The organism is Sphingobacterium sp. KH_072 (genome assembly GCF_057837975.1).
Genome location: NZ_CM174457.1, coordinates 2678665 through 2693020, shown reverse-complemented (window position 1 = coordinate 2693020; position 14356 = coordinate 2678665). Strand labels below are relative to the sequence as shown.

General features: G+C 40.5%; 11 protein-coding genes and 1 pseudogene. 8 read left to right on the top strand and 4 right to left on the bottom strand.

Going from position 1 to position 14356, the window contains the following annotated elements; genetic code table 11:
* Nucleotides 1-395: 395 nt before the first annotated feature.
* A complete protein-coding gene (locus AC3IRT_RS12120; protein WP_489393480.1) occupies nt 396-1574 on the top strand; it encodes a glycoside hydrolase family 76 protein in 1179 nt (392 codons plus the stop codon).
* 40 nt (nt 1575-1614) lie between these two features.
* On the opposite strand, the gene AC3IRT_RS12115 is transcribed toward AC3IRT_RS12120, so the two are convergent.
* Nucleotides 1615-3546, bottom strand: a complete 1932-nt coding sequence (locus tag AC3IRT_RS12115) for a tetratricopeptide repeat-containing sensor histidine kinase (protein WP_489393479.1) — start codon at nt 3544-3546, stop codon at nt 1615-1617.
* A 228-nt stretch (nt 3547-3774) separates the two neighbouring features.
* On the opposite strand from AC3IRT_RS12115, the gene AC3IRT_RS12110 reads away from it, so the two are divergent.
* The 4 genes from AC3IRT_RS12110 to AC3IRT_RS12095 all read left to right on the top strand — a co-directional run bounded on the left by AC3IRT_RS12110 (nt 3775) and on the right by AC3IRT_RS12095 (nt 9101).
* Nucleotides 3775-4368: a DUF4468 domain-containing protein gene (locus tag AC3IRT_RS12110; RefSeq protein WP_489393478.1), complete on the top strand. Its 594-nt coding sequence runs from the start codon at nt 3775-3777 to the stop codon at nt 4366-4368.
* A 108-nt stretch (nt 4369-4476) separates the two neighbouring features.
* Complete coding sequence (locus tag AC3IRT_RS12105; protein WP_489393477.1) at nt 4477-5316, top strand: GLPGLI family protein; 840 nt, start codon at nt 4477-4479, stop codon at nt 5314-5316.
* Nucleotides 5317-5506: 190 nt separating this feature from the next.
* The gene (locus AC3IRT_RS12100; RefSeq protein WP_489393476.1) at nt 5507-8215 is read left to right on the top strand and encodes a TonB-dependent receptor; all 2709 of its coding nucleotides are present in this window, start codon (nt 5507-5509) and stop codon (nt 8213-8215) included.
* Between the two features lie 61 nt (nt 8216-8276).
* On the top strand, nt 8277-9101 hold the full coding sequence (locus tag AC3IRT_RS12095) for a GLPGLI family protein (RefSeq protein WP_489393475.1): 825 nt from the start codon (nt 8277-8279) through the stop codon (nt 9099-9101).
* A gap of 11 nt (nt 9102-9112) precedes the next feature.
* Here the strand turns inward: AC3IRT_RS12095 and AC3IRT_RS12090 are convergent, their stop codons facing one another.
* From AC3IRT_RS12090 to AC3IRT_RS12080, 3 genes and pseudogenes are all read right to left on the bottom strand, one after another.
* On the bottom strand, nt 9113-9979 hold the full coding sequence (locus AC3IRT_RS12090) for a GLPGLI family protein (protein ID WP_489393474.1): 867 nt from the start codon (nt 9977-9979) through the stop codon (nt 9113-9115).
* A gap of 183 nt (nt 9980-10162) precedes the next feature.
* A pseudogene (locus AC3IRT_RS12085) lies at nt 10163-11265 on the bottom strand (SusD/RagB family nutrient-binding outer membrane lipoprotein).
* Nucleotides 11266-11281: 16 nt separating this feature from the next.
* Nucleotides 11282-11572, bottom strand: a complete 291-nt coding sequence (locus AC3IRT_RS12080; protein ID WP_489393473.1) for a hypothetical protein — start codon at nt 11570-11572, stop codon at nt 11282-11284.
* A 197-nt stretch (nt 11573-11769) separates the two neighbouring features.
* Between AC3IRT_RS12080 and AC3IRT_RS12075 the strand changes: the two genes are divergently transcribed.
* From AC3IRT_RS12075 to AC3IRT_RS12065, 3 genes are all read left to right on the top strand, one after another.
* Complete coding sequence (locus AC3IRT_RS12075) at nt 11770-12606, top strand: SDR family NAD(P)-dependent oxidoreductase (protein WP_489393472.1); 837 nt, start codon at nt 11770-11772, stop codon at nt 12604-12606.
* 42 nt (nt 12607-12648) lie between these two features.
* Nucleotides 12649-13563 (top strand): helix-turn-helix domain-containing protein, encoded by a 915-nt coding sequence (locus tag AC3IRT_RS12070; RefSeq protein ID WP_489393471.1) that lies wholly within the window; start codon nt 12649-12651, stop codon nt 13561-13563.
* A 193-nt stretch (nt 13564-13756) separates the two neighbouring features.
* A complete protein-coding gene (locus AC3IRT_RS12065) occupies nt 13757-14335 on the top strand; it encodes an RNA polymerase sigma factor (protein ID WP_489393470.1) in 579 nt (192 codons plus the stop codon).
* Nucleotides 14336-14356: the final 21 nt, after the last annotated feature.

The following is a 14356-nucleotide window of genomic DNA, read 5'->3' as shown; positions in this document are numbered from 1 at the left end:
CAAGATTTCAATCTAGAAGACAGAAATCGATGGCTGGAAAAAGTGAAGTGTTCGGCTATCTAGATGCTACCAACCAAATTACAATATAAATTTCCACGGTAAAGATGTAGTTACATAGGATTTTAGCCACATCTTTTTTACTATTTTTCTCTAGCGTAATGATGATTACTTGTTGACCAATGCGCTGCTTTTAGATTAGGATGTTTTCCAGTGATCAATCATTCCTCCATTTTGCCATAAAATAAACCGTAATGATTGGCGTTTTGATATCAAATATTGGTGACTCATTTAGTAAAACGATATAGCAATATGAAAGATTAAGTCAAGCTATATCTAGCGTCCCGAATACCGAATAAATTACCATACTATAAACTATAATAATGAGGAGTAAAAATATGAAAAACCTAATAGGAGCGGGCATAGCACTATGCATGACTACTAGCTTATTTGCACAGACATCAACTGCAAACGGCTATTACGAGAAGGCAAGTCAAACTCTATCCAAAATAGAGAGTTTGTACGCCGTGCCTGATGGGAAGCATTTACTTCGAGAAAATTATCCATTTGATGATACCTACAGCGCGAGCTACCTTGCTGGTGGTGAAAATCAAAACAAAACCAATCCATATTCATATTTGTGGCCTTTTTCAGGAAGTTTATCCGCTTACGTGGCACTTCTAGAGCATCGTGACACTAAAGATGTGAAAAGCCATATCGATCAGGTCGTACTCTCCGGATTAGAAAACTATTATGACACGCGTCAGCCAGCAGGATATGCATCCTACATCAACAGTGCTGCACCATCAGATCGTTTTTATGATGATAATGTCTGGTTGGGTATCGATTTTACGGATTTGTACTTGCAGACCAAAGAACAAAAATATTTAGATAAGGCTCAAGAGATTTGGCGGTTTGTAGCAAGCGGTATGGATGATAAACTAGGCGGCGGAATCTATTGGTGCGAACAGAAAAAAGAATCTAAAAACACCTGTTCAAACGCGCCGGCAGTCGTGTATCTACTCAAATTGTACGAAGCCACCCAATCCCAAGCTTATTTAGATCAGGCGATTCAGCTATACGCATGGACGAAGGATAATCTGCAAGATCCGAAAGACAACGTGTATTGGGATAATATCAATCTTGCCGGCAAAGTGCAAGAAGCCAAGTATCCTTACAATACAGGGCAAATGATTCAAGCGGGAGCATTGTTATATAAAATCACCGACAAAAAAGAGTACTTAGCAGATGCGCAAGCATCTGCCAAAGGTGGTTTAACTCAGTTTTTCACAAAAGATAATAAGGCTTCTTACCCACAATTGAAGCGAAGTGATAACTGGTTTATTGCTGTTATGTTGCGCGGTTATGTGGAGTTGTATCATCAAGATCAGGATAAGCAGTATATCAGTGCGTTTAATGCAAACATGGATCACGCTTGGACTGCTATGCGCAATAGCGATGGTTTGTTTAGCAAAGAATGGACAGGAAAATCAACTAACAGCAGCAAAAAATGGCTGCTAGATCAGTTCGCCATTGCGGAGATGTATGCACGTTTGACAGGTTTAAGTCACTTATAATATTGAGTTTTCTTGATGGGTAAGAAGTTGATTACTAAAATCATGTCGTTTGCAATAGTATATCTTGGTGGGCAAATGATCGAGCAATGATGACCGTGAAATGGCTGCCATGACCTTCTGTACTTTCAATCAGTAGCTGAGCATTGTTAGCTTTCAAGAAATGTGTTATAATTTGCATACCGATGCCAAACCCGCGTTCTTGGTCTGTGCCCTCGGTTAATTTTAGTGTATGGTCCTCAGACTGAATTTGCTGTAGTTTCATCGCGCTCATGCCAATGCCGTTATCACGAATATGAATTTTTAGATCCTTTTCAGCATCCTCATAACTAATCTGAATGGTTCCGCCTTTCTCCGTAAATTTCGATGCATTAGAGATGAGATTGGAAAGGATAATCTGCAGGTGATTTCTGTCGGCATATCCGATAGCTACATTATCTACATAATGAATAATATTTAGCTGCTTATCCTGCAATGTTTGCTCCAGCATTTCCAAAGTGTTTGAAACTAGCTCGGATACATTTACTGCGACTGGATCGGTGCGGATTATATGTTTTTGCGTTTCACACCAGAGTAACAAGTTATCCATCACTTTCATCGTGGAAAGTGTCTGCTTCCGTAGGATTTCAAACCAATGTTTCCTGTCTGCTGCAGTCAACGTTGTGTCTTCTAAATATTGGATTACATTCAAGATTGCCGACATCGGACTACGAAAATCGTGGCTCAATACCGCTATTAAAAAATCCTTGGTCACAATCGTATCTCGCAACTTTTCATTTTGACTTTCGATCAACGCATTCCGTTCTGTAATCAATTGGCTATGCATTTTCAGTTCACTATTGAGCCCAGAAGTCGTATTAGCATGTCTGCGAGTCGTGTACCATATCACTAGTACAAAAACCACGAACGAAAGAAGGAATAACAATAGTATTTGTCCGATACGCAGTTGTTGATCCATAATACTATTTTCCTTTGTTAGCTTCATATTGGCAGATCGCTGATAGGCGATTTGCATAGAATCTAAACTAATGCGTTTGTCTTCAGAGAGCATGCTATCCTTATACAAATCATAAATTTGATGATATATAAAGGCCTCTTCAAATGTGCCTAAAGCCGCATTGACCTCGGCGACCACTTTTGCTGCTCTTACAATATCCCATTTTGTCTTTAGTTTAACAGCGAGATTATAGCCCTCCACAGCGTGCCTTTTGGCTTTATCGTATTGTTTTAATTTGTAATAGCAACGGGCAACTCCTGTGTGTGCAAAGCTGTTTTCCCATTCGCTCTTCGCAGATTTGTTTTGTAGGACTTGGTTATACAGCACCATAGCTGTATCCAATTCATCCTCATTTTCGTACATTTCGGCGAGCCGATTGTCTGCCATGGCACTAACTGTCGTATATCCAGATTTATCAGCGAGTGATTTTGCTTTTATAAAAAAAGATTTCGCATACTGCGGCCTGCCTAATGATGTAGAAGCCAGACCCATATTATGGTAATTGGCAGAAAGACGTTGCTCGTTTCCAAGCGCCTTATGTTGTGCTGCCGATTTTTTAAATTCTTCAAAAGCCGCATCATAATGATGTTGCGCTAGATAGATCAATCCAATAAGATTACGTGCATCTGCAATACCTTTAACATTCCGAAGCTCTTCGTAGTTACTGAGATTTGCAAGGGCAAGGGGCAATGATCGCTCATAGTTACTGAGATTATATAGGCTCTTTGCAAACAGCATTTCTATATCGGTAAGCAACAGATTGGGAGTTACTATCGAGGTTCTCAGTGATTCTACTTCCTTTTCGAATTTTAGCGTACCTACAAAATCTTGGGTATAATATATCACCCTGAGCTTCCGGTGAAGCTCTTGCAAATACTCGGTTTTTTGATCTAAATCAGCATCCAGCACAGCAGTGGATGAAAAGGAACATAGTACTACAAATAGTAATAATACTATGGGATTAATAAAGGGTTTCACTTCGGTAAACATTAATATGCGGACCTAAAAGCACGCGCAATTCATATCGTAAAATTAAAGAATATTTTATAAAGAGCTACGTGTAATGATACAAATACTGGTTTTCAGGGATATATACGTTGTGCTTTTCACGCTAGATTTGAAGTCGCATACCTTCCCTTTCTGTGGCGTGAAAGTGATGATACATCAAGCGAAATACTACGTAAATACATACAACTAATAACATATATGAAAACACTTGTACAACTCATTGCATTATTGCTATTTGCTGAGGTAGGATATGGCCAATATTTTAGCTTAACGCCGGCAGGATTTGTCGCTGCCGACAATTTGGAATATGCAGTAGTTGATTTTCCAGATATAAAGCAAGAGGTCTTGTATAAAAATGTTCTTCGAGCGCTTAATTCGATGTACAAAGATCCAAAGGAGGTATTGAGTTTGATCGAGGGTGAAAGCATTACCATTAAAGGATATGAACAGCAAGCCATCTTAGATCAGGTCAAAGTATCTCCAATACAAATCGGTAAGACAACCTATAAATACGACATCTCTTATACCTTATCCATTCAATTCAAAGATCATAAAATACGTTTCAATCGTCCGTCATTCGAATGCAGGCGGTGGTACGAAGGTGGTTATAAATCGGGCTGGGCGACTGGTTGGTCTTACCTTTCTCTAGTGAAAGACAAAAACTCAAAATATGCTGTTTTTGACAAAAATGGTAAGATACTTTCACAAGAAGCTCTAAATGGATTGGAGAACCATTTCAATTCCTTGATAAAAGAGATCATAGAAAAATCTAAAATCATTGATAATTGGTGATAAATGGTATGATTGGTTTTCAAAAGCGTTATCAGTAGTTAGTTCGTAAAGATAGTACTTGATCTGAATTAAATTTCTTTATGCAAAGTATTTTATTTACTTTAAAAAATGAATCGATATGCAGCAGCTTTTTCTTTGTTTTACTTTCATGTTTTTTTGAGTTGCTTGCTCGTACATGGGCAAACTTTACAATTTGATAAACGTATTACGTACCAGCTCACGTACAAACCGGATACAGCCAACGTGCAGCAGACGGCGCAGGAAACCTTCGAATTGCTTATCAACGATTCCATTTCTCTTTTTGAATCCACAAACAAAAATATACTGGACTCCATCCGTCAGGATCAATATAAAGGGGGGGATACTTTCGGCGATTACGCAAGTGCATCCACTTATAGGTCGAAGTTTAGATTTGCTATTATAAAGTCGATTGATGCGATTGCATTTTATGAGTATGAAGCCGATTTTGGACCCGACTTGGTGCGTTGCGATGAACCGAATAGGTGGGATTGGAATATCACAAACGACGAAAAGACCTTGCATAATCTGCATTGCCAATTAGCAACAGTGCAGTACGCTGGCCGGAAGTGGGAAGCTTGGTTTTGTACAGATATACCCATTTTCGATGGTCCATATAAATTTGGAGGACTACCTGGGCTCATTATTTCGCTTTCATCTGCCGACAAATCTTGGAATTTTGAAGTCATTGACATGGATTTAAATATCGAAAAGAAGCTGGTTTTCAATCAATATCCTGCCCGAAAGGTTGTTCAGATGCATAAAGCTGGTTTCTTTAAAGAGAAACGTACGATGGAGCAAAATCGGATGCTGCTGCATGAGAGCAAAGGTCGGATCAAGTTTAAAGATGCGCAGTCGAAATTGAATATGACAAACAATTACCAGAAATACCTCGCGAAGAATAGTAATCAGATCGAACTCGAACCCTAAATTTATAAGAAAGAAGACTAATTGCGGTAAATTTTCCCTTTGATTTTAAAATAATATGTATATATTAGGTTGTCGGTAGTATACCATCCATAGCATGGTTGTCTGCTGATGCAATTAACTAATCTTTATCTCCGAGAACCAATCGTCTGTACTCTTTGAGCATGCGTGATATTATTCTGTTGCACTCCTAATGATGCTTACGTTAGACGACTTCTTCCAATCGTTTTTGAGCTTCTTTTGCGCTATAAAAGTCGGTATATTGTGTTTCCTGTTTGGCTTATCGATCAGTACTGTCCATTCCCAAATCTTGGTCTCTGGAAAGCTAATCGATGCCGATGGCAATCCTGTTTCAAATGTTTCTGTCGGCTACAAAAGAGTGGCCGGTGCGGCTTTGGTTGGTTTCACCCGATCAGGTGCCGATGGTACTTTTCAACTGGAAAGCAAGATCACGGACGCCGATAGTATTCGTTTGGAGTTTAATCACCTGAGTTATGCTAAATACTCAGTGGTAGTGGCCAACAAAACGGGACAGTACACCTATACACTTTCGCTACAAGCCAAAGAAATTCAAGAAGTCAAAGCTGCCAACTTACCGATATTCAAACGAAAAGACACCATTAATTACAATGTAGATGCATTTACCTCGTCGCAAGACCGGGTGATTGCAGATATTATTCGCAAACTACCTGGTATAGAGATGGAGGGCGATAAAATTCTGTATCAAGGTAAGCCTATTCAAAAATACATGGTGAATAATCTGGACCTGATGGAAGGTCGGTATGCCATGATTAATAAAAATTTGCCCGCTGAAGCAGTGAGAAATGTACAGATAGTGGAAAACGATCAGCCGATCAAATTACTGGATTCTGTGGTGTTTTCCGATCAAGCTTCGCTTAATCTAGAGTTGAAACGATTTACATCTACTGGTTCTGGAAAGATCGGTATTGGGGCTAGTCCAGCGCTCTGGGATGTGAATGTGACGCCGATGACCTTCGGGCAAAAGTTTCAAATGCTCAATTCCTTTCAATCCAACAATGTGGGCGTAGATGTGGCGAAGGATCTGCGCGCATTTTACACGGGTGGGACAGGAGTTTACTTCACCAACAAAGATGTCAACATCTCGGATGGCCCAAGTTACATTCGTTTGCGCGATGTGCCTAGTCCAGGTTTTGAAGAGCGCAAATGGCTGGATAATAAGATCTTTTTATTTAGCACCAATGTGCTGCAAAAGTTACCCAATGACCTCGAAGTGAAAGGTAATATCTCGTATTACGATGATACCAAAAGAAGGAGCGGTTTTACGGCAACGCAGGTTTTTACCGCGGACGAAACCATTCTAAATAATGAAGCGGTGGACAACCGCTATCGGATCAATAATTTGGATCTGGGTGCGACCATCGAGAAAAATGAAAAGAATATTTTCTTCCGCAATGTCTTAAAATATCATAAACGTTGGAATAGCGATTTGGGGATGGTTTTACTCAATGAGGAAATGCCGATACGCCAACAAGGTAGATTTACAGACGAAGTTTTCAAGAATTCGCTGGTGCTAGGGCGTTTTATCGGCAAGCAGCTATTTAATATTAATTCCAGTTTAGAATGGCGCACCACGCCCCAAAGTTTGCAAGTGATGCCGGGGCAATTTGAAGATTTGTTGAACGATGGCAACCCTTTTGATCGCGTGCAGCAATTGGTGCAATTTGAGGGCTTGGATTGGAAAAACAATGTGAGTTTTACGCGGAAATGGAAAAAGTGGCGCGTTTCGCCTATACTCTCTCTGGACTACAATCGCAATCATTTGCAGACTGATATTGAGTTGGGCGAACACGATGAAAATCGATTATTGGGTCATGATTTTTTCAATGATATGCGCAACTCGCAAATTAGATTGGGGATAGATTTGGGATTTGGCTTTGAGACCGCACGTTGGAAGTTGAATTTAGCGACGCCCTATAGCGCCTATTATTTCCATGTCGACCAACAAGGTGTACGAACGCTAGACAATGCGCTGCGCAATACTTTCAATCCACGGGCTTCGGCCACGTATATTGCCAATGCCAAGCATCAATTTAGCGCGAGTGCCGCTGGTGGCAATCAATTTGGTGGATTGGATAATTTCTACAACGGATTTATCATCGGCGAATACCGCAATATCCAACGTTATGATGCGCGGCTGCTCGGTACGAAAAACGTGAGTACTAGTGTAGGATACAATTATAAGAATACATTAAAGGCCAACTTTGCTCATCTACAGTACGGATTTGATGCTGCGGTACGCGATTATATATATGAAACACAGGTAGATTCGCTGGGGCGATTGCGCACGAGTATCGCAAACCGTGAAAGTCAAAATCAACAACACCGCTTATCAGGCGGCTTGTCGCATTTTTTTTCCTCGGCCAAAACGGTTGTAAAAATCAATGGACGAACTAATTGGTCTGGTTCAGACTATTTATTGAACAATGTGATGGCGAGGCAAAAAACGTTTCATTATGCTGCTGATCTGGAGATCATGAATAATGCCTCTTCTTTGATTGGTGGTGAATACAAAACTTCGATAGGGCAGACGGTTAATACATTTGCCGCAGGCAGAAGCAACAGTATTTTCTACAATAATCATTATCTCACGGTTCTGATATACCCAACAGAATTGCAGACTATCATCTTAAGCAACTCTTACTATCATAATAATATTAGCGGCCAGCCAGATCAATATTTTATCGATGCGACTTACCGAGTTACGATGGGTAAGCGCAAGATTGATGTGGAACTGATCGCACAAAACTTGCTCAACAATAATGACTATGTGCAACAAATCACAACAGATTACCAATTAATTCAGTCCCGTTTTGAACTCAGACCACGACAGTTTATTGTGTCTACTAAATTTAGGTTTTAAGAACTAAAACAAACCCGAAACAATCAATAAAATTTATAAATCATCAATAAAAGACTTCAACATGCGATTTGGATACCTACTATTATTTATATGTATTTTTTACAGTTCTCCAATGCTTTTTGCACAAGGTGTACATGATGATAAACTATATGAGTTCAAATATCATGCAGTATATAAACTTAGTTTCTACGGCGACTCCACTAATAAAACCAATGCAGCTACCGAGTATTTTGATCTATATATGAATGATAGTGAATCCTTATTTCTGCCAAGCAAATTCCTACGGATGGATTCTGTCAAAAGAGTGGAGCGTCTTGCTGGAAACCCTTTTGGGCCGCCTATGGACTGGTACATGGCAAATGCCACGAAAAATAATTTAACTATTTTTAAGAATCTTAATGATAATACCATCACAACGCATGAAATCTTATCGCCACAGGAAGCAGAGCATTATATATATAAAGAACCCGAACCTCTCCATTGGACTATTGAAAATGACACGATGCATATTAATGGACAAATCTGTCAAAAAGCAATCTTGAAATTAGGTGGAAGGACATGGGTAGCTTGGTTTAATCCCGACGTACCAATCTCAGATGGCCCATATAAGTTCTCAGGTCTCCCTGGATTAGTTTATTTAGTAGAAGACACTACCCATTCTTGGAGATATGAACTTGTAAAACTTCAAGAAATATCGGAGAAATTTCATTTCAACTGTTCAGATAAGCGGCACGTAGTAACTACCAAAGCTGAGTTTTTTAAAAGTAAGCGTCATCTCTACGATAATAGGATTACAATTATGAAGACACAGGGGCATACATTTACAGATGAGAGGAAATCTAAAGAGGATTTTGATAGAGATAACAACTGGATTGAGCTAAGATGATGAGGACGTGCTTAGTGTGCATAATCCAATTCTATCCAATTGCTAGAAAGCTTGACAAAAGACTTTAATCTTTTTTCTATCATGGCACGGGTTTCTGGCGTGTATTTTCTACCCGACCTCAGTTCCTCTTTTTCAAAGATAGATTTAGTGTATTCGCGCTTCGCTGCCAAGAAAGCTTGTTTGCTATGAAGTGGGTCAAAGTCCATCTGCCCTTGTAATGTAGACGCATAGTCGGCCGCATTTACTATATCGCGCAGCGTAAATATCCAATGCTCTTGCTTGTCTTGTACTTGAACCACCAAGCCTGGAAGTCCGCCAAATTTGTACGGGCCATCGGAGATCGGTATTTCGGTCGTAAACCAAGCTATCCATTCTCGATTACCTAATTGAGTGGTCGCTTTCTGGCATAGTACACCATGGATGGTAGCGGTATCAGCAGATAATTCCCATTCTGGGAGAGCTTCATCGTAATAGAACCCTATACCGCTGGTGTTTTCTGGATTATTAAATAATAGATCGTAGGTGGTGATGCGGTTTGCTTTTTTGAAGATCTTGTAAGGAATGGTAGTGCCTTGACTGGATGCGGCGCGCAAACGCTTCTTCTCCGTTTCATCTTGTACCAGATATTTTGCGGAATCCATTACGGCAGCTTGGCTAGACTCAAAGAGCGACATAGCATCATTTATTAATAAGTGAGTAAGCTCTGTGCGCACGGATTGCAAATCGGTGCTATCGCCCAAAAAACGTACTTCGTAAGTCAATTTCGTATCGAATACCAAAGGTGATTTCGCGACTTGTGCTTGCAGGCAGTTCGAGCTTAATCCATTAGCTAGGTAGCCCAATAGCAAAATGAGTGTTTTGAAATGTGGAAGAGTCATAAGCAGAGGTTTCATACGGTAAACGGCAAACTTGTCAAACTGTTTTAGATAGTTTTTGTAGATTCTTAATCCTAAGTTAATATAGCTTAAATATACCGGTCTCTCGCTGTAGGACATAAAAAAAAGTTCTCGCCAGGCGGCGAGAACTTCATTATTAACTATAATCACACACTATAGTTCAGATTAGGGTTGATCCCACCAAACTCTGGAATCTTGATTGTTTCCTCCTGGAAGCAATGCAATTGCTGCAGCTGCGCTCTCTGGATTCGATAATAACTCAGCATCTGTATACACGTACCGACGAAGAATAAGTCCTGAAGGCGTTAGTGGAGCTGGAGAAGGCGTCAAAGCAGGATAACCAGACTTGCGCCAAATATTCCATGCTTGCGCACCGTCCGGATAACTCGCAATAAATCGTTGTGTAGCAATCTAGCGCTGATTAGTGCCCGGTGCTGTCAGCACAACATTAGTATTAGTTAAATAAGTAGCTGCGTTATAAGCTGCACCCCATTGTTCGAATGATAAGCTAATGCCTTGAGGATACAATGTCGTTACACTTTCTGTTGTCCATCCTAGATCTGCCGCTTCTGCTCTAGCTAATGCAACTTGCGCCGCAGTGATTAGGTAAACTGGAGAAGTATCTGTACGCTTATCGCCACGCAAAATTCTAGCCCAAGTTGGATTTGCTTCTGTAAAAGCCAAGGTCGCAGGGCGCTCTAATCCGTAAGGTACACCGATGCTCGATGAAGTAGTCGCTCCTGTGCCATTGGCATTGCTAGCGCCACCATAGATAGTTTGTTGGTTATCATCCAGTGATTTCAATAAATCAGTCAATGTCGAACTCACGGAATAATCTGAGCGCGTCAAATAGGTGGCAAAGTAGGCACTTTGATAGTTGCCGCCCGGATACACCAATCTAAAATTTTGTGCATTCGTCGTAATTACTCCACCAATTGCGGCCAATGCTTCTTGAAAAGCTTGTGCGGCAAACCCATTTGCTGCAGGTACCTTTTTAGATAATTGAATCGCCGCCAATAGTTTTATAGAGTTGGCTGTTCGTCTCCAGCTATCGTACTATTGTCAAATGCGGCGATCGCCTCGCTCAATTTTAGAAATATTCCTTTGTAGATGTCTTCCTGTCTGTCATACTTCGGTAGCAATGCAGTAGTTCCTTGCAAGGCCTCTGAATAAGGGACATCGCCCCACATATTGGTGACAAAAAGATAGATATACTGTTGCAGAATAGTGGCAATGGCCGAAAGATTCGCATTTCCACTGTTTTCAATAATATTCTGTAGATCATTAAGGTGCCCAGAATAATATCCCAGAAACGTTGATGTTATTTCGTTTTAATGAACTTTCGCGGGTTAAACCGTTTACATACTGGTTGTTATACGTTACCTTGAAATCTAGCTTTTCGGTCCTTTGGCGAAACGTAATACCATTATTCAATACAACGCCGGTTTCGTAAAAATCCCGCACATTGTTAGGTTGTGCATTGAGGTTAGTAGTCTGGGAGGAGCGGTCATGTCCAGGATACCAAGCATACCAAGGAATGTATTCTGATCCATCCATACGCGGTCCCCAGCTCACATCATCGTAGGTGTCTTTGTATATTTTGCCATTTAGAGATCTCCATTCTTCTGGATGACCTTGCTGCCAGTATCTACGCTATCAAAGTAGAACATCAGTGAATCCACGATTTGGCTACTATCTCCACGGATACAGCTACTTCGGAAAGCCTCGAATTACCAACCTTTGTTCTATCTAAAAATTAAAACAAATTAAAGATGGAAACTAAAAAAGTATGGTTCGTTACAGGAGCTTCCAAAGGTTTAGGAAAGACATTGGTAATAGAACTTTTAAAACAAGGTTACTATGTAGTAGGTACTTCGAGAAGTGAAGAATCATTACTAAAAGCCATTGGAGAGCATGAAAACTTTTTGCCGTTACAGGTGGATATTAGCCAAGATGAAGCCGTGAAAAATGCCGTAACAAGTGCTGTGGAACGATTTGGTCGTATCGATATTGTGGTTAATAATGCAGGTTATAGTCAGATTGGAGCATTGGAAGAGCTGTCGGACGAAGAAGCTAGAACAAATTTTGATGTCAATGTTTTTGGTTCTCTAAATGTGATCCGGCACACCGCCCCGTATCTGCGCCAACAACAATCCGGACATGTTTTCAATATTGCTTCCGTTGGTGGTTTAGTGGGCAACTTTCCAGCTTTTGGAATCTATTGCTCCACCAAGTTTGCAGTCGCTGGTTTCACGGAAGCATTGGCAGTAGAAATGAAACCTTTCGGCGTGCACACCACATTGGTTTACCCCGGTTATTTCCGTACAGAATTTCTGTCATCGGGTTCAGTGAAGACTCCTGGACGCCCAATAGATGATTATGTATTGGCTAGAGAGAGTGAGGCACAGCACGTGCAACAGATCAATGGTAATCAACCAAACGATCCGCAAAAGGGAATAGAGCTGCTGATTGAAGTGAGTCTTTTGGATAATCCGCCTGTACACCTGTTGATGGGTGCGGATGCTTATGAGATGGCGCAACAGAAGATCAATCTCTTGCGTGATGAGGCGGAAAAGTGGAAAGAGCTGACTTTGTCCACTGGATTTTAGCTAAGTAAGATTTAATAGGTATAAATATGTTATTTTAGATCGATGGACGATACATTTCACTTTCATTCACTGAGTGAGTTTCATACTTTTTGCGGTTTGCCCAAGCCAGAGCATCCGCTCATCAGCTTGATCGACTACAGTAAAGTGAATTATCCGGTCAATGATTCGGCACTAAAGTGGATTCAGCAGTTTTATTCTATTGGTCTAAAAAGAAATGTGAACGCTCGGTTCAACTATGGGCAGCAACACTATGATTTTGACTCGGGCTTGCTTTCCTTTTGCTCGCCCGATCAATTTCTAAAAATTGAGATGAATCCCGACGCACAAGTCGAACCCTCGGGCTGGCTGCTACTCATACACCCTGATTTCTTGTGGCGAACTGAATTAGCTACGAAAATCAATACGTATGATTTTTTTTCGTACGCCGTGAACGAAGCCTTATTTCTTTCGGATAGGGAAGAAGTGGTTATTGTGGATATTATGGAAAGCATTGAGCGGGAATATCAATCTCCAATCGATCAATTTAGTCAGGATTTGATCATAAAACAGATTGAGCGATTGCTCATTTATTCAGAACGTTTTTACCAACGGCAATTCACTACCCGAAAAAAATCAAATCAGGAATTAGTTACCCGTTTTGAGCAAATTTTGGCTCAACACTTCACTCCCGAAAACCTAGGTAAGAAAGGTTTGCCGACAGTGAAAGATATGGCAGATCAACTGCACATTTCTGCCAATTATCTGGGAAGTGTGCTCCGTATCTATACGCAGCAGAATACGCAGCAACACATTCAGAAGAAAATAATTGACCACGCAAAAATGAGGTTGAGTACGACATCCTTATCGGTCTCCGAAATAGCATACGAGCTCGGTTTCGAGCATCCCCAGTCATTCAATAAAATATTCAAAAATAAAACCAAGCAAAGCCCTCTGGAGTTTCGGGCTGGTTTTAATTAACGTATTGGCGGTGCGATTACGTACCTCAGCTCTTGATTTCTTTGTTCTTCTATATCACTACTTTTCTACGATCGAAGAATCTGTAGGCAAATTAAATTATAGCAAAAGGTAGAACTTAGTGCGGATACTTTTGCGTTTCGATCTAATATTTTATAAATTGCTCGGCGCAGTATTTCTAACCAGTTATCTACCAATGCCGAATTATGAACACCACAGTCTTGAACAGCTGTTTCTGCTTACCCAGCAGAATCATAAGACCGCATTTGACCAGATTTACCATAGAACATGGGAGTCTCTCTTCCAAACTGCCTTTGCCATTACTAAGGATGAAGACATCGCCAAAGACCTGATACAAGAAATTTACATCGATCTTTGGTGCAAGCGCTCCACTAAGCAAGTCAATCATGTACACACCTATCTAAAGCAAGCCGTACGCTTCAAGGCGATTGATCGATTTCGCAAAGCAGATACTCGTTTTGAGTCCTTAGAAAATTTTATTGATGAACTGGTCGACTGCGAAGCATCTGACAGCAAACTGCTACAAAAAGAATATGCAGCAATGATCGATAGCTGGATGGCCAAGCTGCCGAAAAAGCGCAGAGAGATATTCAGGCTGCAATTTGAAGAAGGAAGATCTACAAAGGAGATTAGTGCGGCATTAGATGTTTCTGTAAAAACGATTCAAAATCAAATACTTACCTCGAAAACCTCGCTCAGGTTACTGCTCGAAAAAATAATTTACGTTTTTTTTCTTTTTTTATTTGGGAGTTAGGTCAGGTTACCACGACTTATA